The 25,750-nt window shown below is 62.7% G+C and carries 25 protein-coding genes; 12 read left to right on the top strand and 13 right to left on the bottom strand.

Going from position 1 to position 25,750, the window contains the following annotated elements; all coding sequences use genetic code 11:
* Nucleotides 1-31: 31 nt before the first annotated feature.
* The 5 genes from groL (at nt 32) to NG898_RS24130 (ending at nt 3,891) form a co-directional block, all read left to right on the top strand.
* A complete protein-coding gene (gene groL / locus NG898_RS24110) occupies nt 32-1,669 on the top strand; it encodes a chaperonin GroEL (RefSeq protein ID WP_252694808.1) in 1,638 nt (545 codons plus the stop codon).
* A gap of 127 nt (nt 1,670-1,796) precedes the next feature.
* Nucleotides 1,797-2,174, top strand: coding sequence for a hypothetical protein (locus tag NG898_RS24115; RefSeq protein WP_252694809.1), 378 nt, complete (start codon nt 1,797-1,799; stop codon nt 2,172-2,174).
* 16 nt (nt 2,175-2,190) lie between these two features.
* Nucleotides 2,191-2,574 (top strand): hypothetical protein, encoded by a 384-nt coding sequence (locus tag NG898_RS24120; RefSeq protein WP_252694810.1) that lies wholly within the window; start codon nt 2,191-2,193, stop codon nt 2,572-2,574.
* A 131-nt stretch (nt 2,575-2,705) separates the two neighbouring features.
* Entirely contained in the window at nt 2,706-3,224 is a 519-nt protein-coding gene (locus NG898_RS24125; protein WP_252694811.1) for a hypothetical protein, read from the top strand.
* A gap of 109 nt (nt 3,225-3,333) precedes the next feature.
* Entirely contained in the window at nt 3,334-3,891 is a 558-nt protein-coding gene (locus NG898_RS24130; protein WP_252694812.1) for a hypothetical protein, read from the top strand.
* A 52-nt stretch (nt 3,892-3,943) separates the two neighbouring features.
* Here the strand turns inward: NG898_RS24130 and NG898_RS24135 are convergent, their stop codons facing one another.
* Genes NG898_RS24135 through NG898_RS24150 form a run of 4 tightly spaced genes read right to left on the bottom strand, consistent with a single transcriptional unit; the run spans nt 3,944 to nt 8,982 of the window.
* Nucleotides 3,944-6,337, bottom strand: a complete 2,394-nt coding sequence (locus NG898_RS24135) for an exo-beta-N-acetylmuramidase NamZ domain-containing protein (RefSeq protein WP_252694813.1) — start codon at nt 6,335-6,337, stop codon at nt 3,944-3,946.
* Nucleotides 6,292-7,572, bottom strand: a complete 1,281-nt coding sequence (locus NG898_RS24140; protein WP_252694814.1) for a putative glycoside hydrolase — start codon at nt 7,570-7,572, stop codon at nt 6,292-6,294. The genes NG898_RS24135 and NG898_RS24140 overlap by 46 nt, the downstream gene beginning before the upstream one ends.
* Complete coding sequence (locus NG898_RS24145; RefSeq protein WP_313904460.1) at nt 7,547-8,335, bottom strand: polysaccharide deacetylase family protein; 789 nt, start codon at nt 8,333-8,335, stop codon at nt 7,547-7,549. The genes NG898_RS24140 and NG898_RS24145 overlap by 26 nt, the downstream gene beginning before the upstream one ends.
* A 53-nt stretch (nt 8,336-8,388) precedes the next feature.
* Nucleotides 8,389-8,982 (bottom strand): rhomboid family intramembrane serine protease, encoded by a 594-nt coding sequence (locus NG898_RS24150; RefSeq protein WP_252694816.1) that lies wholly within the window; start codon nt 8,980-8,982, stop codon nt 8,389-8,391.
* A 180-nt stretch (nt 8,983-9,162) separates the two neighbouring features.
* On the opposite strand from NG898_RS24150, the gene polX reads away from it, so the two are divergent.
* Together polX and NG898_RS24160 are read left to right on the top strand one after the other, a co-directional pair.
* Complete coding sequence (polX, locus tag NG898_RS24155) at nt 9,163-10,911, top strand: DNA polymerase/3'-5' exonuclease PolX (protein WP_252694817.1); 1,749 nt, start codon at nt 9,163-9,165, stop codon at nt 10,909-10,911.
* Nucleotides 10,912-11,072: 161 nt separating this feature from the next.
* Entirely contained in the window at nt 11,073-11,390 is a 318-nt protein-coding gene (locus tag NG898_RS24160; RefSeq protein WP_232040258.1) for an HPF/RaiA family ribosome-associated protein, read from the top strand.
* A 23-nt stretch (nt 11,391-11,413) separates the two neighbouring features.
* Here the strand turns inward: NG898_RS24160 and phbB are convergent, their stop codons facing one another.
* The 4 genes from phbB to NG898_RS24180 are packed head-to-tail and all read right to left on the bottom strand — an operon-like array spanning nt 11,414 to nt 14,424.
* Nucleotides 11,414-12,160, bottom strand: coding sequence for an acetoacetyl-CoA reductase (phbB, locus tag NG898_RS24165; protein WP_252694818.1), 747 nt, complete (start codon nt 12,158-12,160; stop codon nt 11,414-11,416).
* Nucleotides 12,161-12,167: 7 nt separating this feature from the next.
* On the bottom strand, nt 12,168-12,674 hold the full coding sequence (locus tag NG898_RS24170; protein WP_252694819.1) for a hypothetical protein: 507 nt from the start codon (nt 12,672-12,674) through the stop codon (nt 12,168-12,170).
* A gap of 8 nt (nt 12,675-12,682) precedes the next feature.
* On the bottom strand, nt 12,683-13,339 hold the full coding sequence (locus tag NG898_RS24175) for a nitroreductase family protein (RefSeq protein WP_252694820.1): 657 nt from the start codon (nt 13,337-13,339) through the stop codon (nt 12,683-12,685).
* A 47-nt stretch (nt 13,340-13,386) separates the two neighbouring features.
* On the bottom strand, nt 13,387-14,424 hold the full coding sequence (locus NG898_RS24180) for a zinc-dependent alcohol dehydrogenase family protein (protein WP_252694821.1): 1,038 nt from the start codon (nt 14,422-14,424) through the stop codon (nt 13,387-13,389).
* A gap of 127 nt (nt 14,425-14,551) precedes the next feature.
* On the opposite strand from NG898_RS24180, the gene NG898_RS24185 reads away from it, so the two are divergent.
* From NG898_RS24185 to NG898_RS24205, 5 genes are all read left to right on the top strand, one after another.
* Nucleotides 14,552-16,141, top strand: a complete 1,590-nt coding sequence (locus NG898_RS24185) for a bifunctional aminoglycoside phosphotransferase/ATP-binding protein (RefSeq protein ID WP_252694942.1) — start codon at nt 14,552-14,554, stop codon at nt 16,139-16,141.
* Nucleotides 16,142-16,289: 148 nt separating this feature from the next.
* Nucleotides 16,290-16,778: a hypothetical protein gene (locus NG898_RS24190; protein WP_252694822.1), complete on the top strand. Its 489-nt coding sequence runs from the start codon at nt 16,290-16,292 to the stop codon at nt 16,776-16,778.
* 22 nt (nt 16,779-16,800) lie between these two features.
* Nucleotides 16,801-17,265 carry a CBS domain-containing protein gene (locus tag NG898_RS24195; RefSeq protein WP_252694823.1) on the top strand — a complete coding sequence of 155 codons (465 nt, stop codon included), beginning with the start codon at nt 16,801-16,803 and terminating at the stop codon, nt 17,263-17,265.
* 34 nt (nt 17,266-17,299) lie between these two features.
* A complete protein-coding gene (locus NG898_RS24200; protein WP_252694824.1) occupies nt 17,300-17,983 on the top strand; it encodes a dienelactone hydrolase family protein in 684 nt (227 codons plus the stop codon).
* Nucleotides 17,984-17,987: 4 nt separating this feature from the next.
* Nucleotides 17,988-18,638: a phosphoribosyltransferase gene (locus tag NG898_RS24205; RefSeq protein WP_252694825.1), complete on the top strand. Its 651-nt coding sequence runs from the start codon at nt 17,988-17,990 to the stop codon at nt 18,636-18,638.
* A 9-nt stretch (nt 18,639-18,647) separates the two neighbouring features.
* Here the strand turns inward: NG898_RS24205 and mgtA are convergent, their stop codons facing one another.
* From mgtA to NG898_RS24230, 5 genes are all read right to left on the bottom strand, one after another.
* Nucleotides 18,648-21,254: a magnesium-translocating P-type ATPase gene (mgtA, locus tag NG898_RS24210; RefSeq protein ID WP_252694826.1), complete on the bottom strand. Its 2,607-nt coding sequence runs from the start codon at nt 21,252-21,254 to the stop codon at nt 18,648-18,650.
* 73 nt (nt 21,255-21,327) lie between these two features.
* Nucleotides 21,328-22,815: an efflux transporter outer membrane subunit gene (locus tag NG898_RS24215; RefSeq protein WP_252694827.1), complete on the bottom strand. Its 1,488-nt coding sequence runs from the start codon at nt 22,813-22,815 to the stop codon at nt 21,328-21,330.
* Nucleotides 22,812-23,897 (bottom strand): HlyD family secretion protein, encoded by a 1,086-nt coding sequence (locus NG898_RS24220; RefSeq protein WP_252694828.1) that lies wholly within the window; start codon nt 23,895-23,897, stop codon nt 22,812-22,814. Before NG898_RS24220 ends, NG898_RS24215 begins: the two co-directional genes overlap by 4 nt.
* The gene (locus NG898_RS24225; RefSeq protein WP_392397980.1) at nt 23,894-24,592 is read right to left on the bottom strand and encodes an ABC transporter ATP-binding protein; all 699 of its coding nucleotides are present in this window, start codon (nt 24,590-24,592) and stop codon (nt 23,894-23,896) included. Before NG898_RS24225 ends, NG898_RS24220 begins: the two co-directional genes overlap by 4 nt.
* A 2-nt stretch (nt 24,593-24,594) precedes the next feature.
* The gene (locus tag NG898_RS24230; protein ID WP_252694830.1) at nt 24,595-25,731 is read right to left on the bottom strand and encodes an ABC transporter permease; all 1,137 of its coding nucleotides are present in this window, start codon (nt 25,729-25,731) and stop codon (nt 24,595-24,597) included.
* Nucleotides 25,732-25,750: the final 19 nt, after the last annotated feature.

A 25,750-nucleotide genomic window follows, 5' to 3' on the forward strand; every position in this document is an offset into this window, starting at 1 on the left:
CGCGGCACATTCCATCCAACGTGAGTTGACCATGACAGCACGCACCCTCGTCTTCCATCAAACCGCGCGCAGGATGATGCTCAACGGAATCGACCTGTTGGCCCGAGCTGTCAAGGTGACGCTCGGGCCTGGCGGCCGCAACGTGATCATCGAGCGGCCGGGCATGACGCCTATGGTCGCCAACTCCGGCGTGGTTGTTGCACGTTCCATTTCATTGCGCGAGCCCTTTGCCGATATGGGTGCCCGATTGCTGTGCGAGGCAGCGGCGCGCACCAGCGAGGTCGCGGGTGACGGCACCACCACGGCCACCACCTTGGCGCACGCCATCGTGGCAGAAGGCGTGAAGTACGTAGAAGCCGGACACGACCCGATGCAGCTCAGGCGCGGTATCGAGGCCGCCGGCGCCGTGGTTGCGCAGCAGCTCCACGCCATGGCTCGGCTCTGCACCACCGTTGACGAAATGCGGCAGATCGCCACGATTTCCGCCAGCGGAGACCAAACCGTGGGCACGCTGGTGGCGCGCGCGGTTGAGCAGGTCGGCAAGGACGGCGCCATCAGTGTGGAAGATGGCTCGAAGCTTGAAGACCAGTTGGAGATCGCAAAAGGCGCGCGTGTTGACCGGGGCTTTCTATCGCCATTCTTTGCCACCACCGAGAGCCGGGCCGTCGTGCTGGAAGAACCATGGGTCTTATTGTGCGATGCCACGATCAGTTCGATTGCCCAATTGCTGCCGGTTCTCGAAGCCGTGTCCGGCACCGGTAAGCCACTGCTGGTCATTGCCAACGAAGTGGAAGGCGAAGCGTTGGCCACGCTCGTGGTCAACAACCTGCGCGGCACGCTCAAGAGTTGCGCGATTCGCTCGCCCGGCTTTGGCGAGTCCCGCACGGAACAACTGGCCGATCTTGCTGCGCTGACTGGTGCGAGCGTCATCTCATCGCAGACCGGCGTTTCGCTCGAGCACGCGACGCTTGACCAGCTCGGCCGCGTACACCGAACGGAAACCACCAAGGATTCGACCACACTCATCGCCGGCGATACGGCAAAGGCTGAGGTGGAACGCCGCGTGGGCCAGGTGCGGGCTCAACTCAATGACGCAAAGACAGACTACGACCGCGAGCAACTTCAGCACCGGATCGCGCGCCTGAGCGGTGGTGTGGCTGTCATCAAGGTAGGCGCGGCAACCGAAGTCGCGTTGCACGAACGCAAGAACCGCTTTCAGGATGCCCTTCACGCCACCCGTGCAGCCGTTGAGGAAGGCATCGTTCCCGGCGGTGGCGTTGCATTGCTCCGTGCGCGCTCCGCAATCGACGCATGGAGCGCACCCAACACCGAGCAGCATGCCGGTGCCCGTATCGTGCATACCGCCCTGGCCGCGCCGATGCAGCAGATCGCAGCCAACGCAGGCGCAGACGCGCAGGCAGTCGTCCACCAGGTCCTCTCCGGGGAGGGATCGCACGGCTACGATGCGGCGTCCGATCGCTATGGCGACATGCTGGAGCTGGGTGTGGTCGACCCCGTCAAAGTGGTACGCACGGCATTGCAGAACGCCGTCTCCATTGCCGCCCTGTTGTTGACCACGGATTGCATGATCGCCGACGCGCGGGAAGGCTATGTTGACCGGCCGGATGAAGCTTCAAGCCCGGCCATGTTCAACGCCGGATACGCGTAGCAAAGCCCCGGCCATCCCGAGCATTCCTGAGACCACTGGCGACGGATCAAGCTTTGCTCACGATCAAGGGAGCTTCCAAACCGTCCTCTACAGTGATGACAAGACACTTCGACACGCCGGACTTGCCATGATCGCTCACGCCTTCGTCCACCATCAGCGCTCCAGAGCGACGCCCGCCCGGCACATCAACGAAGACGCATTGGCCACGGCCTTTCTTCCGGATGCCAGTGCGTGTCAGCTCCCTGATCCGGCGCTTGCCGTTCTGGCAAGAACGGCCGCTTCCTGGTTTGCCCCAACGTTGGCCACCGCAATCCATCTCAGCGCGGAGCATGGGCGTATTCGCGTTGCCGGCCACGTCTGCAATGCCCGCCCGCTAGCCTATCTGAAGATCGCGCTGCTGCGCTTGCCCGGCGTCGTCGGGCTGGACATGACGGTTACGGTGGAAGCCACCACCGATCCGCTGCGAGCGGAAAACGTGGCCTTGCAACGTCACCACGTCGGCTAACCGGGGGCGCGCAAGCATGCATACGACTTACTTCTGCGCGACCAGTTGTCCGTGCCCCCACGCCACCTTCGATCCGAAATGTCCGCAGTCAGTGGAGGATATTCTCCGCGCGTATGCTGCGCTCTTCTGGTTCAACCTCTACCTTAGGTGCCCCGACTTCTCCACCGCGGATGGCATGTTTCCGCGGGAGCCAGATGTTCGCCAGAAGTATCTGGCAGTGCATTCGAAAGTCTTCACACACTGGGCCACGGCGGCCAATCGTATGGGCATCACCACCGCGCGCTTTCGTGATGTCTGCGCGAACGTGCGCGCGGCCTGGATTGGACCGGACGACCCTTTGCGCGGGTGCCGCTCCCGGGCAGATGTCCTGTCGGACCATCCAGAATTGGATTTGGACTAAGCACCGGCCCGCCTTCTCACCAAGTGCAATGAGGGACGCATCGCGCTCCGACGCAGGTCTTTTGGCCCAGGCAGCTAACAGCTTCACGATGACCGCCCAATCAGGGGCGTACGGCAAGCCGATCTGGCGGCTTGCGTCAGGTCAACTCTGGCAATGACGAAGTGCCTACCCTGCAGTCATATCAACCGGAGATCGTGATGCCACAACCTACTGATGCAGTCTGCAACCTTGCCTGCGCCACCCTGCGCGATGCCAGCCGCGCAACCGAGTTCTTCGTCGATAGCCAGCTTCAGCTCGCGCGCCTTCGCGTCAAGATGGCGGAAACGGCGCTGCAGAATCTGTCCCAGCTGGAGGGCCAGTTGGACGCAATCAAAGACTGGAGTGGCCTGGCCTCGGCACAGAGCGCCTATATGAAGCTGCAAGCCAACCAAGGCGCAAACGCGGCTCGCCAGTGGGCCGACCTCCTCAATGACGCACAGCGCTCTTATCTGCGCCAAGCAACGGAGTGGAACGACCAGTTCCAACATCGGCCGGGCACGGCTGCATCTCCTGCACAACTGTTCATCGCGTCCTTGGACTCTTGGCAAACATTGGTCAACACCTTCAACGCGATAGCCGCATCGGCTACGCAAGGCCGGACGCCGTCGTAACCGCGCACGAGGCCCAAGAGCGCGCAAGGCGCGTGACGGCGCTCAGGCCGAATGGCTGGCGACTGCCGATTGGAATGTGCAATGCACGGCCTCGACGAAAGAGAAGAGCTTGATTCCTGTCAACGAGGGTGTTTGGCGGCTACCTATTCTTGAAGTAGCCATCGGGCAAACACACAGTGGATGGAAACGATTGTTGATTCAGCGGTTGAACTTGATTTGTTTGCAGGAGCAAAAAATGCGCGGAAAACTCATGATGGCTCTGCTCGTCGTTGCAGCAGCCTCGACGTCGGCGTACGCACAAGGCAAGCCCGACACAGCACCGAACAGCGACGGACAACGGGCCGGCAAGGTGGATCCCTATACGGATGGCGCCAAACAGGCCAAGCCCGACCCGTACACAGAAGGATCGAGGAGCGGCAAGTTTGACCCGTACACGGAAGGCGCAAAGGGCAAACGCGACGCATATACGGAAGGCGCCAAACAAGCCAAGCGCGACCCGTACACGGAAGGATCAAGACGCGGCAAGTTTGACCCGTACACTGAGGGCGCAAAGGGCAAACGTGACCCCTACACGGAAGGATCGAGGAGCGGCAAGTTCGACCCGTACACGGAAGGCGCAAAAGCCAAACGTGACCCACATACGGATGGCGGCAATCAGACGAAGTAGAGGCATCTGGGATTGCCTTGTCGTATTCCATCTGTCGGCGTAGCTGCCACCTTCAGTACAGCAGATACGTCGCACGCTGGGAAAGGAAGGCATCGGTCTGGGCGATGTAGGCGTGCTCGATCGCGTCCAGTGAAACGCCATCACGCAGCATTGCCCAGACCGTCTCGGACCCCACGGACACGCGGATCGTCTCCAGCTTGAAATGCTCCGGATAGCGCTGCGACAGCACTCGGGCCAGCGCTAAACCGATGCGACCGGGGTGCGTGAGCGCAGACGTCTGGTGGATCGCCACACCCGAGCACGAGCGGCCATGGTATGGCCCCTCTGACGGCACAAAATGGACGGGCGTATAGGTAGCGCCCGTATTCAGCGCATTGAGTTCGCGCGCTACCGCAGCGCCGTCCATCCACGGTGCTCCGACCATGCCGAACGGCGTCGACGTACCTCTGCCCACGCTGACACTCGCGCCCTCGATCAGCCCCACATCCGGATATCGCTCCAAGGCGGCGAAATCCCGCAGGTTTGGCGATGGCGGAACCCAACCCAGCCCCGTGTTGGCAAAGCGCATGGCGCGGTCGTACTGTTCCATGGCCACCACATGCAACGCTGCGCCAATGTGCAGCTGGTCGTTCAGCAGCCGGGCAAGCTCGCCGATCGTCATGCCGTGCACAAGCGGCAGAGGCACGTAGTTCGTCAATGACCGGTCCGCCGTATCGGATACCGGCCCACCAACCAGATCGCCTCCTATGGGATTGGGGCGGTCCAGAACCAGCACTGGAATGCGGGCCTTCGCTGCGGCTTCCAGCGTCGCCCCCAGGGTCGCAAGGTAGGTAAAGAAGCGTACGCCGGCGTCCTGCAGGTCGAACACCACGACGTCGATATCGGCCAGCGCACTGCGTGGTATGTCCTTGCTGCTGCCATAGAGGCTATGAACAACCACGTTGGAGCGTGCGTCGATCGTGTCACCGAAGCGCGCATCGAGATCGGTGCCGATGCCATGCTCTGGCGCAAAGATAGCGCTCAACCGCACGCCGGGTGCCTCATTCAGTACATCAATGGTCCGGCGCCCCTGCGCGTCAAAGCCACTGTGGTTGGTGACCAAGCCGACCCGCTTCCCGACGAGCGGTGCGAAGCCGTTGGCCTCCAGTACATCGATACCTGATCGCACGGGCCCGACCGCCATGGGCAAGCGGCGGCCGGCACTGAGCACGGCATCGGCCATGGTCGGGGCGCGCAGCGCGATCTGTTCGCCCGAGAGCAGCGGCGCAGAGTTCGATACCAGATTCAGCACGGCTTCACGCAAGGGCATGGCGTTACCCTGCTCGCCGGGATACAGCCGGCTCGTGAGCACAATCACGAATCGGCGCGTGACCAGGTCGATCCATAAGCCGGTTCCGGTATAGCCCAGGTGCTGGAGGAGTCCGGCGCGCGGCGCGCGATAGCGATTGGGGATCAACGGCGCCTGGACTTCCCATCCCAGCGTGCGGGTCGCCTCCACCGCAGCCGAACCGTCCGGCGTCAACAGCAGGGCAACGCTGTCCGGTTGCAAGATACGGCGATCGCCAACGCGGCCCCCGTTGAGCAGCATCCTGGCGAACAGCGCGATGTCATCCGCCGTGGAGAACAGGCCCGCGTTGCCGGAGACGCCCCCCAGTGCGGCGGCGGTCGGATCATGGACTTTGCCGCGAAGCCATCGTCCGTTGCGAATGATGGTCGGAGCGATGCGCGTGATCGCCTTGCGGCTCGGACGAAACGCGGTGTCGCGCATGCCAAGCGGCCGAAAGATATGCTGCGCACACCATGCATCAAGTCCGACCCCACTGACACGCTGGACGATCTCGCCCAAGGCGACATAGTTGAGATCGCTGTAAATGACACGGTGACCCGGCTCAGAAATCGGCGGCATGATCCCGACCGCGTGAAGCACCGAGGCGGGGCCCCGCAGTTCCGAACGAGCTGCCAGGCCAGGAGGCAGGCCGGACGTGTGCGTGAGCAACTGCCGTATCGTGATGCGCGACTTCCCTCCGTCCGCGAAGGCTGGCCAGTACCGCCCGGCCGGCGCATCCAGGTCCAAACGTCCACGCTCTGCCAACTGCAACACCGCCGTGGACGTGGCCACTGCCTTGGTAAGGGATGCCAGATCGAAGATGGTGTCTTCAGTCATCGGCTCTGCGTCGCGTCCGACGGTGCGCTGACCCAGCGCGACACGTTCACGCACCCCGCTGGCATCACCGATGGCAACCACCGCCCCCGCCACATTGGCATCGACAATCTGCGCGGCTACCACGGCTTCCAGCTCGTGCATGGACACAGGCTTGCCCAGCGGCCCTGGCGTGTTGATGGTTGGCTCGGCGCGCCCGCTCTGCATGCACGCCAACAACACCGCAGCCAGCACCGCGGCTATCGCGGCAAGTTGGCGGGATCGTAACGATTGCGCGCGTTCCATAGCATCCACCCGTTGGTACCTTCCGCGTCAGCAGCGTCGACTTGGGCGCGAATCATCTCGGCATTGAACTCACGACGATCAAAAGCATAGTCCCGGAATGCCTGGAGCCATGGCCGGAATCTCACCCCCGGCAAACCTGTGCGCCGCTTCGCTTCAGCCAGGGAGTGCGAGACGATCTCGCCGGGCTTCTCGGTGGGTTTCCTGACACCCGGCAAGCCCCATGTGAAACCGGACGGATAGAGCATGGGCGAGATGTAGTCCACCACGGCGCCCAGCGTATTGATCTGCTGGCCGATCGCGGTGTCGTCGGTGTTCCAGCAGACGTAGCCGAAAATATCCGCCGCCAGGTAAATGTTGTACGGCCGCAGCCGCTCTCTCGCCAGCGCAAGAAACCCAGTCACGGCGGCAACCCGGTGTGCTTGCGTGTTGGCCTGATGGAACTGCAAGCCATTGGCGTCCGGAAAACGCAGGTAGTCGAACTGGATTTCGTCGAACCCGAGTCTTGCAGCCTCTTCCGCCACGTCAAGCGAGCTGGCCCAGGCGGCTTCGACACCAGGGTCGATCCATTGTTGATCTTCACGATCATGCCAGACCGCTCCATCGCGGTCCCGCACGGCCCATTCGGGGTGTGCCCGGGCCAAGGGGTCGTCCTTGAAGACGACGATGCGCGCAATCAGGTAGAGGGCACGTAGACGAAGTTGCCGAATCACTGCGGCGAACTGGTTGATGCGGGCCGCACCGTTCCCCTGTTCGCGGGCCGCGCCGACTGCCACACGGGCCGCGCTCGGGTACGGTGTATCGCCCCGGTCGCCCTTGATATCGATCACCAGCGCATTGATCGCTGTCTCGCGCTGGAGTGCGACGGCGGCATCGCGCAAGGATTTGTTGGATACGCCCTGTACCGACAGATAGACCGCTCGGGGCTTGATCTGCTTGAGCACGATCTCGACTGCAGGCTGCGGGCCGCCAAGCACCAGCTCGGCGCGTGCATAGCCGGGGGCACGGACGCTGACCACCGCGCGTGCATCCACTGCCGCGGCTGGAATATCGACCAGGCCAGCCGCATCCGTATTTCCGCTCTTGCCCTGAACAAATGTGATTGCGCCTCCCACAGGAAGGTGGGTCTGTGCGTCTACCACCCTGATCTCGGCCGCGCCGGCAAACTGCGCGCAGGAAAGCCACGCAGCTGCAAGCCAGAAGTACAGAGGCCTACTCATGATTGCCCTCGGCTGCATTGAGAATGTTCGTCATGCATCGTGCGCCACAGCCATCGGTGATCAGGTATCGGGGCAGTGCCATAGCGGGTTGGCTCGCCCGCAGCGGTTGCGCGTCCAGCGTGAAGGCGGCGGTATAGCCTTCCTCTCGTGCAATGCGCTCCAGCTCAGGATCGTGGATGCCGAAAGGCCACGCCAGCAAATGCACGCGGACGCCGATTTCCGTCTCGATGCGCACCTTTGCGCGGCGCAACTGATCGCGGGCGAACTTGACGAAATCATCGGTGCTTCGGTGCATCCGTTCCACGCGGAAGTTCGGATGCCAGTAGGTATGGGACTGCACGTCAAACTGTCCGGTGCGGGCCAGCGCTCGCAACTGGGGCCAGGTCATTGCGTAGGCGGCATTTGAGATGGCAGACGGATACACAAACAGCGTTACGGGAACGTGCCGGCCGCGTAGCGCAGGCCACAATGTCTCGTACACAGACCGGTGGCCGTCATCCACCGTAATGGCCACCGCCCTCCCCGGCAGTGCATCTTGCTCGCCTTGGTGCCAGCGCAGGATGTCCGCGAGCGGCACGATGCGATAACCAGCCGCCTCGATCGCCTGCAGATGTGCTTCGAACGTCTGCATCCGGACCGTCATGGTGCTATCCACCGTCGATGCAAAGCGGTGATAGACGAGCACCACCACATGTGGCCCCATGGCCGGCATCTCTGCGTGGGCAGCCGGATACGCAAGCATCAGAAGTGCACAACACAACGAGAAGATCCAGCTGTTCATCAGCCGTGCCTGCGAAGAAAGGTAGATGGTGCGCATCGCCCGGCCCGCCCCGCTTATGACTCTCTTGGTGTGCCGTGCAGCCAATGCCAAAGCAGCACCCCGCTGCCCGCCATGCCGCCCAGGTGGGCAAAGTGCGCGACATCGACTTCGGTTCCGCTCACGCCAAGCGTCAGCTCCACGATCGCATAGAGCGTTGCAAACACCCACGCAGGCATCGGGATGGGGGGGATCAACGGAACGATCATGCGATTGGGAAACAGGACGGCATACGCGAGAAGCAATCCGAATACGCCCCCGGAAGCGCCGATGACCGGCCCCGCCGGCAGAACGCTCAAGACCGTAAAGGCGATTTGCGCGAAGGCCGCGCTCAGGATGCTGGATACGTAGATCAGCCAGGCCCGCGGTGTACCCACGGTGCGCTCCACGTCGCGGCCGAACATATAGAGCCCGAACATGTTGAGCACCAGATGCGCGCCGTTTGCGTGCAGGAAGGCGTATGTCAGCGGTTGCCACGGCATGAATCCGCTCCGCAGGCCGGCCCCTGATATGCCGAGCGGCCAGAGAGCAAAGGTACGCAGCAGTTCGTCTCCTGCAAAGAGCTCTGCACAGAACACCGCCACGTTGGTGAGGATGAGCAGCTTGATCATGAAGGCACTCCTGATCTCTGCCCACGATACGGCCGCGCGCGTTGGCCGGGTTGATCTCGCGCAAGACGGTTCGACAGTATGTCGTGATCCTGCAAAGCCACGCATTCCGTTTGATGTGCCGCAAGGCCCCCGCATCGCCAGATGAAACGATAGAGGGACTTGCATGCAAGAGGATGACCCATGCCATTGGCCGCTTCTTATCAGCACCCCGCGAACCAGGCCATCGCTGCGATCTTCAACGAAATCGCTGATTTATTGGAGGTTGAGGAGGCCAACCCGTTTCGGGTACGCGCTTACCGCAATGCTGCCCGCATGGTCGAAGGCATGACGGAAGGCGTTGACGCCATGCTGGCACGCGGCGCCGACTTGACCGCCTTGCCAGGTGTTGGAGTCGACCTCGCGGCAAAGATGCGCGAGATCGTCGAAACGGGAACCTGCGCCATGCTCACACGTGTGCGTACGGAGGTTCCATCGTACGTGCTTCAACTGCTTCAATTGCCTGGGCTGGGCCCAAAGCGGGCCCGTGCTTTGCAGCACGAGCTGGGCATCACCTCGTTGGACGAGCTGGCTCGGGCAGCAACGGCGCACCGCATTCGCGAGCTGCATGGCTTTGGCCCCCGAAGCGAAGAGCGATTGCTCGAAGCCCTCAACGCACGCCTGGCGCGCGATCGCCGTTATGGTTTGGAAATCGCCAAGCCATGCGCCGACGCACTGACGCATTACCTGCTGGCGAGCGGCCTGGTCGACCAACTCGTCGTTGCCGGCAGCTACCGGCGGGGCCGAGACACCGTGGGGGATCTGGATCTGCTCATCACGGGAAGAAAACGCGCCCAGATCGTTGAGCATTTCGTGCACTACAACGAGGTCGCTACCCGAATCTCAGCGGGGCCCACCCGCGCAAGCGTCGTCCTGAAAAACGGCATGCAGGTGGACTTGCGCGTGGTGCGCTCCGACGCTTTCGGCGCGGCGCTGGTGTATTTCACTGGCTCGAAGCCGCATAACATCGCACTGCGCAAGCTTGCACAGGCCCAGGGTCTGAAGATCAACGAATACGGTGTCTTCCGAGGAAAGGCGCGCATCGCCGGCCAGACGGAGGCGTCGGTCTACCGTGCAGTGGGCTTGCCTTGGATCTGCCCCGAGCTGCGCGAAGACCAAGGCGAGATCGCGGCCGCGCAGTCCGGCGCACTACCATCCCTCGTTGAACAGAGCGACGTCAAGGGGGATCTCCATACCCACACATCGGCCAGCGATGGCACCGCCAGCCTCGAAGCCATGGCGGAGCAGGCGCGCCTGCTGGGCTATCAATACCTGGCAGTGACCGATCATTCGCCACGCATTGGCATAACCCATGGCCTCACGGCGGAGCGCCTGGCCGCACAAGCCGATGCCATCGACCGCTTCAACGCCGAACACGAGGGTTGGCCCGTGCTGCTCAAGGGGGTTGAAGTCGACATTCTGGAGAACGGATCACTGGACCTGCCAGATTCGGTGCTGGGGCGCCTGGATCTTGTCGTTGGCGCAATTCATAGCCACTTCAGCCTGCCTGCCGACCAACAGACGTCACGCATTCTTCGTGCGCTCGATCATCCGCACTTCACCATCCTCGCCCACCCGCTAGGCCGGCTGATCGGCGAGCGCAACGCCTGCAACGTTGACCTCAAGCGGGTCCTGACCGCCATTGCACAGCGCGGCTGCTACGTTGAGGCCAATGCCCAGCCCTCCCGCCTGGACCTGTCCGACGTTGGATGTCGTCTGGCAAAGGCGGAAGGTGTCCTCGTGAGCATTGCGTCCGACGCGCACAGCCCGGCTGATCTGACGAACCTGCCCCTGGGTGTCACGCAAGCCCGCCGCGCATGGCTAGGGCAGGCAGACGTGCTCAATGCGCACTCGCTCGACACGCTGCTGCCGTTGTTGAAGCGGACCATGTGACGCGCGCATGCGCACACCACCTCGGGCATTCTGTATCTGCACCGCAACATGTCGTACGCCGTGCCCATCGGGTTGATCCGAGTCAAGGTGCCGGAAATCGTGCGATCAAGAATGAACACATGAATTTCCACATCAGTATGCAGACCAACCGGAGCCAAACCATGAGCGTCCCAGTCGATATTTCGTTCCAGGGTATTCCGCATTCGAAGGCCGTCGAAGAAGCGGTTATCAACCATGCAGACCGCTTGAAGCGCATTCGTGCCGATCTGATGCGCTGCCGCGTCAGCCTGGCCGTGGGAGCCAAGCATCAGCACCAGGGCAAGCCGTTCGACGTCCACGTCCACGTGTTCACACCGCATCAGACGCATGTTTCGAGCAATACGTCCAATGAGGATCCCTACGTCGCGCTCCGCGAGGCCTTCACGCACGTGGAACGCATGCTCGTGGAAGCCAATGGCAAACGAGAATCACACTCTTGAGGCATCGTGCTTGTGCATGCGCGCTACTGCATGTGCAGGCCACCATTCACGGCCAGGTTGGCACCGGTAATGTAGGCAGCGTCCTCGCCGCAGAGAAAAGCCACCAGTGCCGCCACCTCTTCTGGTCGACCAAGACGGCCCAGCGGGATCTGCGGAAGAATCCGTTCTTGCATGATCTCGCCGGGAATATCGCGGGTCATTCGCGTGGCGAGGTAGCCGGGCGAGATCGTGTTAACGGTCACGCCCTTTGCGGCGCACTCGAGGGCCAGCGCTTTGGTGAACCCATGTATGCCGGCCTTGGCCGCCGCATAGTTCGTCTGCCCGAACGCACCCCGCGATCCGTTGACCGACGAGATGTTGATGATGCGGCCCCAACCGCGGTCGATCATGCCTTCATACAGCGGCTTGGTCATGTTGAAGACGGAGTCGAGGTCGGTAGCCAGCACGTTCCGCCAGGCGTCGAGCGTCATGCGCTTGAAGGTCATGTCCTGTGTAATACCGGCGTTGTTCACCAGAATGTCGACCGGGCCCACGATCGAAAGCACCTCAGATGCGCATCGTTGGCAAGCGTTGTAGTCGGCCACATCCACCGGGAACGTCTGGAACAGGCGCCCGTAGGCATGCTGTTCTGCCACCCATGAGGTCACATGCGCGTTGCCCAGCGAATGGGTAACCACCACGCGATGCCCTTGCGCGTGCAAACGAACGGCAATGGCTTCGCCCAACCCGCCCATCCCACCGGTGATGAGCGCAATGCGCTGTATTGTCATGACGGCCTCATCGCGTCGTCGGACGTACGCCAGCGCGGGGGCAATCGCGCTTGCACAGCAGCCACCGGTCTGTTTCCGGTTCGATACGCAAGCGCACAACGGCATCGACCGGCTTTGTACCGGCCCGAACGCTCAGGGTCTGCATTACGCCCCGGTACGCAGCGGTTATCTGATAGTGCCCGCGGGGCAAGCGCATATACAGCAGCGGCCCCTCCGTGCGCACGCGCAATCGAAGCGTTCCGCGATCGTCCGCCACCGAGACATCCACATCCGACAACGCCTCGCCGGTTCTGGCCGACACCACGTTCAGCCGCACGTTGAAACGGCTTGCCATTGCGTGCATGGTGTCGCGCGCGTCGCTGCCAACGCCACCCGACACATAGGCGATCTCGTTCTGAACGCGGACTTCAGGAGCCGCCGCCGCATCAGCCCCGGCAGCACCGGCGTGCACGCTGGCGGCCAACGCCCACGCGACTAGAAGGCAGCGTGGCAATAGACGACATGTCTGATTCATCTCATACCTCACCGCTCAGCGGCCGGATGGCCGACCGTCTGTGCCAACACCGGAACTTCGTCTTCATTGAGTGACAAGGCTTCTGCCAGAAGACGCTGATTGAGCCAGCCACGCACCACACAGCCGAGCCCGGCCGAGGCACAGTAAAGTGACACGTTCTGTGAGATCGCTCCCGCCGCTACACCGGAAAATATTTCGCGCACGACTTCTGGCATCTGGTCTGCACGAGCATGGTTGACCACGTACACCAGATCCAGCGGCGCCTTGCCGACAAAGTCCTGGTACCCGGTCAGGTTGCGCGCGTCCACCGCATGCTTGAGGCGCAGGCGGTGCGCCACAGGTTCGTATTCGTAGACGCCCTCTGGCAAGGCGACGTAGATGTCGATCTCGTTCAGGCCATGCGCTGAAGGTGCCGTTCGCCCGCCGATCTCCGGCCGGTTGACGCCGTTTGCCGCCCACAGCAATTCGCTCAGTTGCTGCGGCGACAGCGGTGTGGGCCCAAATTCCCTCACGCTCCTCCGCTTGGCAAGCGCTGCAGTCAACGTGTTGCCACCTTCCAATAGCGGCGGCACCAGCGCAATCGTTGCTGGTGGCGCCGCGTGGGAGCTTGGCTGCGGCAGTAGATGTTGCACAGGGTCATAAGACAGGAGCATTGCCTCGCTCATGGCATCCACCTCACAAAACTAGGAATCCATCGGATATGTCTCGCCACCTAGGCGGAGATGATCACCTTGAGCGCCTGGGTCTTTGCGGCGTTGCGGAAGGTGTCGTAGGCAGTAAGGATGTCGTCGAGCTTGAACCGGTGCGTAATCAGCTGCCCCGGCTGCAGCTTCCCAGCGCGCACAGTTTTGAGAAGCATCGGTGTGCTGACGGTATCCACCAGCCTCGTGGTGATGGCGATGTTCTGGCTCCACAAGGTTTCCAGATGCAGGTCTGCCTTGACGCCATGCACGCCAATGTTCGCAATCACCCCGCCCGGCGCAACCAGTTGCTGGCAGAGTTCGAACGTCGCAGGCACACCCACCGCCTCGATCGCACAATCGACCCCCACGCCCTCCGTCAACCGCTTCACGGCGGCAACTGCGTCTTCACTGGAGACGTCGATGCAAGCCGTTGCGCCCAGCCGGCCGGCCACTTCCAGCCGTGCCGCGTTCGTGTCGATCATGATGATCTGTGCGGGCGAGTAGAACTGCGCCGTCAGCAACGAGGCCAACCCGATGGGGCCCGCGCCGACAATCGCCACGCTGTTGCCCGGCTGGACGCGGCCATTGAGCACGCCGCATTCGAATCCAGTCGGGAAGATGTCCGACAGCATGACCAGCGCCTCTTCGTCGACGCCGGGCGGCAGTTTGTAAAGGCTGGTCTCGGCGTGCGGAATCCTGACGTATTCGGCCTGCACACCGTCGATGCGATGGCCCAGGATCCAGCCGCCCGTCTCGCAATGCGAGTACATGCCGCGGCGGCAGTTCGCGCATTTTCCGCAAGACGAAATGCACGAAATCAGCACGTGGTCACCCGGCTTGAGCGATGTCACGGCCGCGCCGACGGACTCCACCACCCCCACGCCTTCGTGGCCCAGCGTGCGCCCCGGCTCGCAGGTCGGCACGTCGCCCTTGATGATGTGCAGATCGGTGCCGCAGATGGTCGTCAACGTGACGCGCACCACCGCGTCCCCAGGCGCCTGCAATTCCGGTTTCGGCTTGTCGGCCAAGGTGATCTTACCGGGCCCTTCGTAGACGAGCGCTTTCATGGGAGCCACCAAAGAGGACGATGACTCCATGCTAGGCACCCCCCTTGCGCGGACGTTGATCTACGTCAGGGCGCATGGCGGCAACCGCGCGATATTGGCCTTCTGTATCCGGAAGCGAAGCCCGCATATGGCCGAACAAGCCACCACCGTTCCATGTTCGCAGCCACCAGAAGCGTTGGTGACTCGCATGTTCGAGGCGGCAGCGTATCCACACCCCGCTGCGGACCTCCAGATGATCGAAACCCATCTGTCGTGGGTCTTCCTGGCCGGAGATTTTGCTTACAAGGTCCGCAAGCCGATCAAGCTGGACTTCGTCGACTTTTCGACGCTCCGTGCGCGGCAAATCGATTGCGAGGAGGAATGCCGCCTCAACCGCCGCCTAGCCCCCTCGCTATACCTTGGCGTGGTGCCCATTTCGTACGATCCGGTCACGGGTGCCATCTGCGTCAATGGGCAAGGCACGCCTTGTGAGTACGCGGTCTGCATGCGCCGGTTTGCCCAACAGGACGTACTGGCGGCGTTGGCTCATGACGGACGACTGTGCCCCGCAGAAATCGACGCGCTGGCCGACCTGATCGCAGACTTCCACGCAACCGCGCCCGTCGCCAGCCCCGGTTCCGACGCAGGAACACCCTCGAGCATTCTGCGTACGTTCGAGGACTGCGCAGCCGGGGTCATCGCCTTGAGCACCGAACCGCTGAGTGCGGCGGCCACGGTATCGCTGCTTCGTCAGCACGCAAACCGCCTCGAAGAGACATTCGAGTCACGCCGGCGCAGCCGTCACATTCGCGAATGCCATGGCGACCTTCACCTGGGCAACATCGTGTTGATCGATGGCCAGCCGACACCGTTCGACTGCCTGGAATTTTCTCCGTCGCTCCGATGGATCGACACCATGTACGACACCGCCTTTCTGTTCATGGACTTGCTCGCAGCGGGTCTGCATGGGATGGCGTATCGCATGATCAACCGTTATCTCGAACGATGTGGCGACTATGGCGGGTTGGCGGTCCTGCCTTTCTACGCATCGATGCGCGCGCTCGTGCGTGCTCGTGTGCTTCTGGAGCGCGCCCATCAGTTGGACGGAACCCCCGATCTGGCTGCCAAGCCGAGCGGCGAGGCACGCCGCATGCTCGACTTGTCTCGGGAGCTGCTGTGCCGAAACGACGCCTGCATTCTTCTCATGCATGGCCTTTCGGGCAGTGGAAAATCCACCCGCGCTGCACAGCTTGCCGAAGCAGAAGGAATGATTCGCGTGCGCTCCGATGTCGAACGGCAGCGTGGATGGCATGTCCGAGCAGCCGATCGCTACCTGCCGCGTGCGGTCGAACGTACCTATCGACGTCTGGCCGCGATCTGCAAGCTCGGTGCTGGCACCGGTTTCCCGATGATTGCAGATGCCACGTTCCTGTCCGAGCACCATCGCCAACGGTTCTTCTCGCTGGGCCGGCGGCTGGGGGTGGCCGTAGCCATCGCGGACTGCGTTGCGGATGTCGACACGCTGCGTATGCGTATCCGCAATCGCATGCGGGGCGGGCTCGACGCATCCGAGGCAGACCTGCACGTATTGGAGGCCCAGATCGCCACACAACAGCCGCTCAACGTGGAAGAGCGGGCACATGTGATCCCAGGTGAGACATCGCCGGTTGTGCCTTACATGAGAGGCGAAGGGGGCGACGATTTCGCGCGCGCTGGCTCGGACAATCAAGTACCTTGAAAGGAAACACCGGAGCGATGGTGTTTCACGCACGGCCGCCCATTTGCGCCATATCAACGCACACAACTGCAGAGTGCCTACGCTGCATATGGATACCTCGTTCGGCGGCCCTCCTCCCCCGTCCGCCAAAACCCCACCGGAGATCACAATGCAACAACCCGCTGATATGGCATGCAACCTGGCATGCGCCGCCATGCGCGATATGAGCCGCACCGCCAGCTTCATGCTCGAAGCGCAAATCGACTTCGCCCATTTCCGCCTCAAGCTGGCCGAGGCTGCGCTGGAAGATGTGCGTGAGTTGGAACATGAACTGAGCGGTACGCATGACTGGACCTCGCTGGCCGCAGCGCAAAGCATCTTCATGAAGATGCAATCAAGCCACGGTGCTAACGCTCTGAAGACGTGGACCGAGTTCACGAACAAGCTGCAAGCGGCCTATTTGCGTCGATTGACCGAGTGGACCCAGCAGATGCAGCAACCCGAAGGGCAGGCCTCTTCCTCCCAGTTGTTTGCGGCATCCTCCGATTCGCTGAAGGCCTTCTTTGACAGTTTCAACCTCATGGCTCCACCAGACTCCGAGGCAAAGAAGAACGGACTGGCACGTTCCACAACGGCACGAGCCGGAAAGGCCGCCTGATCAACACGCCAAGGAGTCCATCATGCGAGTTCAGGACGTCTATTCACACAATGCAGTCCATATTCCGCTCTCGTGCACGCTTCAGGAGGCGGCACAGCAGATGCGCCAGAAGCATGTCGGTGCGCTGGTCGTGACGGAGAACACCCCGTCCGGACCCCGTGCAATCGGCGTCGTCACGGATCGCGACATCGTGCTTGATGCGGTTGCGGTTGGCGTTAGCCCTTCCCAGACCTGTGTGGCCGATGTGATGAGCCGAGGCATCTTCAATGTATCGCTCGATGCAAGCCTGAGCGACGCGTTGCAGGAAATGCTCTCAAACGGCGTGCGGCGTGTTGGTGTGACGTCCGACGGCGCGCTGGTCGGCGTGCTGTCTCTGGACGATGTGCTGGGCGCATTGGCCACCGAATGGAGCCTGATCGCCCGCCTCGTCCATAACGAGCGCGAGCGCGAAACAACCGGCAGCGTCCAGCCGCCGCTGAGCGTGTAAGCCGGCTGCCACCCCACTTCAGGAAAACCTTCCCATGAATCCCGAGCCGCTTTCTCTCAGCATGGACATCGTGGCTGACAACGCGGTGCTGGAAGGTACGTTGGACTGCCCCGGCAATGCAACCGGCCTGGTGATTTTTGCGCATGGCAGCGGCAGCTCACGGCTCAGCCCGCGCAACCGGTACGTTGCGGATCAGCTCCACGCCGCCGGTTTGGGCACGCTGCTGTTCGATCTGTTGAGTGCCGAAGAGGCGTCACATGCGTCGTGCCGGTTCGATATCGAACTTCTTGCACGGCGCCTGCAGACAGCCACACGCGCGGTCGGCAGCATCGCCCGCGAACGCGGGTTACGCCTCGGGTATTTTGGCGCCAGCACCGGAGCCGCGGCCGCGATCCTGGCAGCGACCGAGTCGGACGACGCCTGCCCGATCGAAGTGGTCGTCAGCCGCGGCGGTCGGCCGGATCTTGCGGGCCCACGCGCACTGGACAAACTCGCCTGCCCGACCCTGCTGATCGTTGGCGCAGCCGATTTGGACGTTCTCGATCTCAACCGGCAAGCGCTGAGCCAGATGCATTGTGAGAAAGCCCTTGAGACGGTGCCGCGCGCAACACACCTTTTTCAAGAAGAGGGTGCGCTCGAACAGGTGGCCGAGCTGGCGCGGGCATGGTTCGTCCGCTATTTGAGCGCAGCCACCCAACCCAAACGACACGCGAGGTAGCCCCGTGCGATTCAAAGATCGATTGGATGCAGCGCGCATGCTGGCGCAGGCGCTGGAAAAGTATCGGGACATGCACCCGCTGGTGTTGGCCATCCCAAGGGGTGCGGTTCCAATGGGCGCACTCATCGCACACGCACTCGGCGGTCAGCTTGATGTGGTGCTGGTTCGCAAACTCGGCGCGCCGTTCAACCCTGAGCTGGCTGTCGGCTCTGTCGAAGAAGGCGGCTGGACCTACTTCGCACCCTATGCGAGCCGCATTGGTGCGGACACGACATACCTCGAACAGGAAAGCGCCGAACAGGTGGAAGTCATCCGTCGGCGCCGTGCGCTCTATACCCCAAATCGCGGTCCGTATGACGTAGAAGGACGCGTCGTGATCGTGGTCGACGATGGGCTGGCAACCGGGGCCTCCATGAAGGCGGCACTCCACGCCATACGACAGCGGCATCCGCAACGCCTCATCTGCGCGGTTCCCGTGGCGGCACCGGACAGCCTGGACGAAATCCGACCGCTTGCCGATGAGGTCGTCTGCCTCTACGCGCCGCAGGGCTTCCGCGCGGTCGGCTTGTATTACGCCGACTTTCCTCAGGTGGAAGACGCCGAAGTGCGTGCTGCGTTGGACGCGGCCCCGCAGACCGAGCGCCAGGCTGGCTGACACGCCCGATCAATCCAGACCGTATCTGCGCACGTACCAGGCTTTCATCACGTAGGCGCACAACCCGTAGGCCACTACGATCGCTGCCAGGCAGGGCCAGAAGGCTGCCGGCAGCGGTACAAATCCAAACAGCGCCCCGACCGATGTCAACGGCATGGCGACGCCCACGCAAGCAATGGCGATGCTGGTCAACACCAGAGCGGTACTTGCCCGGCTTTGCACGAACGGCACCTTGGCCGTGCGGATGATGTGGATGATGAGCGTCTGCGTGAGGAGCGATTCAACAAACCACCCGGACTGGAACAGCGCCGGATCAGCCCACGCCTGAAAGACGCCCAGCAGCAGCACATAGGTCGCGAAATCAAACAGCGAGCTGACGGGCCCCATGTACAGCATGAACTTCAAGATGCTGCCGATCTCCCACCGCCGTGGTTTGACGAGGTAGTCCTCGTCTACGTTGTCGGTCGGGATGGCGGTTTGCGAAAAATCGTAGAGCAGGTTGTTGAGCAGCACCTGCACAGGCGCCATTGGCAGGAAGGGCAAAAACAGGCTGGCGCCCAGCACGCTGAACATGTTTCCGAAGTTCGAGCTGGCGCCCATCTTGATGTACTTGACGATGTTGCCGAACACCTTGCGCCCTTCTGTCACGCCCTCCCCCAGCACGGCCAGACTTTTCTCCAGCAGGATGATGTCAGCGGACTCCTTGGCAATATCGACCGCGCTATCCACGGAGATGCCGACATCCGCAGCCTTGAGCGCCGGCCCATCGTTAATGCCGTCACCCATGAAGCCCACCACATGGCCCCGGCGATGCAGTGCCTCGACAATGGCCGCCTTTTGCGCCGGCGACACCTTGGCGAACACCGACGCGCGCTCGGCTACCTCAGCCATCTGGTCAGGTGACATGGCGGCCAGCTCGGCGCCAAGTACCACCGGTTCCACGGCCAGCCCGACCTCGCGACAGATCTTGCGCGCAACAATGCCGTTGTCCCCGGTCAGGATCTTGACCGCCACGCCGCGGTCCTTCAATGCGGCAATGGCGGGGGCGGCCGTATCACGCGGCGGGTCGAGAAAGGCGATGTACCCGAGCAACGTCAATCCCGACTCGTCTGCCACGACGTACTGGCTTTGCTCAGGTGGCATCTCCTTGTACGCAACCGCCACGACACGGAAGCCGTCGGCGCTCAGGTTTTCCGCCAGTTGCCGCGTATCTTGGAGGTGGCTTGCCTCCAGCGGGCCAGCCTCGTCGCCGCTCACGTAACGCGCACTGACGGCCAGCACTTCTTCCACTGCACCCTTGCAGATCAGCACGTGCGTGCCGTCGTCTTGCGCCAGCACCACCGACATGCGCCGGCGCTCGAAGTCAAACGGCAGCTCATCGATTTTCTGGAAACGCGCATGTACATCCAGGCGCTGCTCCAGCTCCACGTGCTTGAGTACAGCCACGTCCAGCAGATTCTTCAGGCCCGACTGGTAGAAGCTGTTCAAAAACGCGTACTCCAACACCTGGTCGGATTCTTCGCCGCGCAAATCCAGGTGATGCTTGAGGATGATGCGGTCTTGCGTGAGCGTGCCGGTCTTGTCGGTGCACAGGACATCCATGGCACCAAAGTTCTGGATGGCGTTGAGCCGCTTGACGATGACCTTTTTGCGCGACATGGCGATGGCGCCCTTGGCCAGATTGACCGTGACGATCATCGGCAGCATCTCGGGCGTCAGGCCAACGGCTACGGCCACCGCAAACAACAGCGCTTCAAACCAGTTGCCCTTGGTCAATCCATTGATGAGAAAGACCGTGGGCGCCATCACCAGGATCAGCGTCAGCATCAGCCAAGTGAACCGGGTAATGCCGCGATCAAAGCTGGTCTGCACGCGCTGCCCGGCAATCAGGTTGGCCACATGACCAAAGGCGGTCCGGTGGCCGGTGGTCAGGACAACGCCCGTCGCGTAGCCGCTCACCACGGCGCTGCCCATGAAGCACAGATTGGGCCGGTCGAAATCTGCCGCGAGGTGGCCGTCGGAGGGCTCCGCATGCTTTTCTTGTGGCATGGCTTCGCCAGTCAGGGCCGACTGGTTGACGAACACATCCTTCGCGCTGAGCAACCGCAAGTCTGCCGGCACCATGTCGCCGGCGGAAAGCTGGACGATATCGCCCGGCACCAGTTGTTCGATCGGGATTTCCTGGCTTGCTTCGGCGCCGTCGGAACCGATGCGCCTTACCGTTGCCGTTGTATGCACCATGCGACGCAGTGCCTCCGCCGCGCGGTTCGAGCGATGCTCCTGCAGAAAGCCCAGCACAACGCTCAGCACCACCATGACGGCAATCAGCACGGCCGCCCGCACATCGCCCAACACCGCCGAGACGCCCGCCAGCGAGATGAGCAGCAGATTCAGCGGATTGACCGAGCGGCGCGCCAACTCAATCAGCACAGCCTCGTGGTGGCCGTTGGCCACGCGGTTCAGCCCGTGTTCACGCAGGCGCTGTGCAGCGGCGTCCTGCGTCAGGCCGTGCGTCTGGCTCTGAAGCCGGTCCAGCACGTCCTGCGGCGGAAGCGCCGACCACATGGAGAGATCGTCGGCGGGCGAGTGTGGAAACGGCACGGACGTGATGTGCATGGGAAATTGCGAGCAAACCGCATGGATGTGCAAACCATTAGAGCGCAGGGCGCGCGTCCGGCCTTGACGCAACTCAACGGCCGTCGTTGCCTGGGCGGCTGTCGTGCGTGCCCGCCACCGGCGCATCAATGCCGGCGCCACGCCAGCCGCCGCCCAGCGCAAGGAACAGCGCCACGGTGTCTTGCAGCCGCTGTGCACGCACCTGCAGCGTGCCGAGCACGGCTTGCTGATACTGCAGGTCGGCACTCAGCACCTGCAGATAGCCGGCAACACCGGCACGGTAGTCGGCGTTGATCTCTTCCAGCGCGGCACTTGCCGCCGCCTGCGCGCGCAACTGTGCGTCAAGCTGCGCTGCATCGTGTTCCAGGGCTCGCAGCACATCGGCCACTTGTTCGAACGAAGAGAGCACCACCTGCCGATAGCCGGCATCGGCGGCCTGCAAAGCCTGCCGGGATGCGGAACGGCGGAAATACAGCGTGCCGCCCTCAAACAGCGGGGCGACAAGGCTTGCCCCCACGCTCCATGCGCCGGCTTTTGCGCCGAACAGATCGGCGCTGCGACCGCTCATCCGGGCGTAGTCTGCGCTCAGGGTCAAACTGGGCAGCATCGCCGCCGTTGCAACACCCACCTCGGCGCTGGCTTGGTGCAGGCGCGCCTGTGCGGCCAGAACGTCGGGCCGCTGGCGCACCAGTTCAGAGGGCACCAGCCTGGGCAGGTCCGCCGGCAGCTGCAGCCCGCTGAGCGCAACGTCTACGGCGTCTGCCTCGGAAGGAAATCGGCCGGCCAACACCGCCTGCAGATGCGCAGCCTGGTCACGCTTCTGCTCCAGCGGCGGCAGCGATGCCTCCAGTGACGCCAATTGCGCAGCAAGACTCAACTCACTGGCATGTGCCATGACGCCGGCTTCGACCTGCGCATGCGCAATCTCCACCTGCTCGCGCACCACGGCAATCAGGCTGCGCGTGGTGTCGATCTGCGCCTGATAGGCGGCATGGGCAATCACGGCGTTCACCAGATTGCCGGTCAGGGTGAGGTATGCGGCGGCCACCGCATACCTTTGCCCTTCCGCCTGCGCCGCCAGAGCTTCCACCGCACGCCGGTTGCCGCCAAAGAAATCCACCGCGTAGCTGATGGATGCGCCCAGTGTCCACAGCGTAAAAAGACTCGGGGCCCCGGTCTGCCCGAGCCTGGCGGGCACCGCTGCCTGACGTGACACATCGGCGGATCCAGCCACCTGCGGGTAGAACACGCCCGCCCCAGCGCGCAACAGGTCTTGCGCGGCGCGCAGGTTTGCTTCTGCCTGCTGCAGGCTCGGGTTGGCCGTAATGGCGGCCTCCATGGCCTGATCAAGCGCAGGACTGCCGAGGGCGTGCCACCAGTCTGCCGACACTGTGGCAGCCGTGAAGCGCTGCGCAATGCCATCTACGGAGGCAGGCTGTGCAGGATTTCCATCACGAAGATAGCCATCGACGCCGGGCGCAGGCGGCGCGTGAAAATCCGGTCCGACGGCGCAGCCCGAAACCACGAGCGCGACGGCCATCGCACACGCCACCGCTTTCACGATGCCCCCTGCAGATAGACGTCGACCAGCTGGCCGGGATAGACGGCGAGCTTGTCAGGCTGCTTGAAGCGAAAAAGCAGCGGAAGCACGCGCACATCCACGCGTTCCGAGCGCTGATCGGATAACTCGACCTTGGGCGACACGTAGGGCTGCACGCGCACAAACTCCAGCGGCACGCTGACATCGGTGCCGCGCACGAACATGCGTGCCTGTACCGAGCCCGGCGGAAGGCGGTGCACCAGAATCTCGTCCACATACACACGCACGGCCAGCTTGTTCTGACCGGTGCTCATCGTGACCAGGGGCACGTTGGCGCGCGTGTAGGCGTCATAGGTACCCTGCGGCGATACGTAGCCACCCATCGCCGTGTTGACGGACATGACAACACCATCCATCGGCGCCCGCACGGCATATTTCTCCAGCAGCGCCGCTGCCGCTGCCGCACCCTTCTGCAAGGCATCACGCTGTTTCTGCAGCGTACGGATGTCGTAGCTCCAGGCACCGGCGCGCGTCAGGTCGTACTGACGTTGCGCAACAGCAAGATTGCCGTGCGCCACCCGTACCGCGTTGGCCGCGTTGTCCATTGCATCACGACTGACTGCCTTGGGGTTGAGCCGGGCAGCCGCCTCAAGCTTGTCCAACTGATCCTGCACGGTGCGCAAACCGGCATCTGCGGCGCTCACCTGTGCACGGGTGACCTCCAGCGCTTCCTTGCGCGGTTGGGCCAGCAGCGCGTTCAACTGAGCGTCGACGGCATCCGCTTGCGATTGCTGTTGCGCCGTCAACGCGCGCTGCACGGAATCCTCGATCTGGATCAGGACATCGCCGCGTTTGACCACCTGCCCTTCCTGCACGGCGATGCGTGCAACAGTGCCCGACACCTCGGCATACAGGTTCAGGTTGGCACCGCTGGGCTGATCGCTTTCGACAATGCCGTTGGCGTAGATTCCCGTCGCGTACGGATTGGCTGCCGGTTGGAAGACCGGCGGCAGCGGTGGCCTCTGCCGTGCGTAGTAGATGGCCGCCCCCACCCCAGCCAGCGCGCCGATCACAGAGAGCACAAACAACCATCGGATCTTCATCGCATCTCTCCGTGTTCGATGCGGCTCAGCTTCCCATCCTCCATATCGAGGATGCGGCTGGCCATGTCGAGGATGCGCGCGTCGTGCGTCACGATCACGATGCAGCGGTGCGCGTTCAGGATTTCCGTCTTTACGAACTGCATGATGGAGCGGCCGGTGTCACCATCCAGCGATGCAGTGGGCTCATCCAGGATGAGGATGTCGGGCTGCGAGACGATGGCGCGTGCAATCGCCACGCGCTGCTGCTCTCCACCACTGAGCTTGACCGGCGGCAACTGCGCGCGGTTCTTTAGCCCAACCACATCGAGGTAATGCATGGCTTGGTCGAGCGCTGTGTCCCACGGCACATGTCGCAGGATCAGCGGGATGGCGACGTTCTCGACCGTGGTGAGGCGGGGGAACAGGTGGTAGTCCTGAAACACGAAGCCGATTTTGCTCAGGCGGAAATCGGCCAGTGCGTCGGCGCCCAGGCTCCAGATATCGACCCCGTCCACGACCGCGCGGCCGCCGTCCGGGCGCAGAATGCCGGAGATCACGCTCAGCAGCGTGGTCTTGCCGCTGCCCGAGGGCCCGACGATGAACAGCATCTCGTTGAATTCGGCCTCGAAACTGACCTGCTTGAGCGCGCAGGTACGCGCCTCGCCTTCGCCAAACCATTTATCGAGGGCCTGCGCGGCAATGGCAACGTTGGCCACGATCAACCCCGGAAGATGTCAAAGGGCTCGATGCGCAGGACCTTACGCACCCCGATGTAGCCCGATATACCGGCAATCACGATCACCATGGCCAGCGCCAGCATCAGGTTGGTGAACGTGATCATGGCCGCATAGTCCGGAATGCGAAGTCGCACCAGTGCAATCGATGCGGCGCATAGGCCGATGCCCAGCCCGTAGCCGACCAGTGCCACGAACGTGGCCTGAAAGACGATCATCGTGACCAGCTCGCGCCCCTTGGCTCCGATGGCCTTGAGTGCGCCGAAGCGCTCCAGGTTTTCGAGGATGAAGGTGTAGAACGTCTGCCCCGATATGGACAGCCCAACCACGAAGCTGATCACCGTCATCAGCAGGATGTTGGTGCCAAGCCCGGTCTGGAAGGTATAGAAGTGCGAGATGCGGCTGATGAACTCTTCCTTGGTCAGGGCGCGATAACCGAGCCGGTCTACCGCGCGTTCGATCGCTGCAATGTCGGCCTCGGTCTTGGGCTCGATCAGGATGTACGACATCGTGTAGCGTGTACCAGGCAGATACTGCACAGCGCGGCGATACGTTGTGTACAGGGTGGGCACGCCAAACAATCCGCTGGTCGCCACCTCGCCAATGCCGACGATCACTCCCCGGTGGTCATTGACTTCGAACTCGGTGCCGATATGCGGGTTTTCCAGCTTTCCGAACTCGGCGTCCTGGATGACGACGAAAGCGTTCTCGCCGTACAGATCCTGGATACGGCCGCTGAGCATGCGCGGGCGGCCGAACAGGCTGGTGTCGTCGATGCCGACAACGGTCACCGGCTGATATGTCCCGCTCTTCAGGCGCACAAGCGCACCACCTGAATACAGCGGCACGGCAAACTTCACACCGTGAATGCTGCGTGCCGCATCAAGAACATACTCCGGCATGCCGATCGTGTTGGCCACGGTGTTGACAGCCGGGTCCATGACCCACATGCGTGCGCCGATGTTGTACACGGCAGACGAAGACCGATTGAGCACGCCTGCAAACAGCGACGTCATCTCAATCATCAGAAACACCGCAAACGTAATGCCGACCAGCAAGCCGCTCAACTTGGCCTTGTCATTGACCAGCAGCTTGTAAGCGAGTTTGAGAATGGCTTGCACATGGCCCCCTTGGCCATGC

Source organism: Ralstonia mojiangensis (assembly GCF_023955645.1).
In the GTDB taxonomy this organism is placed as follows: Bacteria; Pseudomonadota; Gammaproteobacteria; order Burkholderiales; family Burkholderiaceae; genus Ralstonia; species Ralstonia mojiangensis.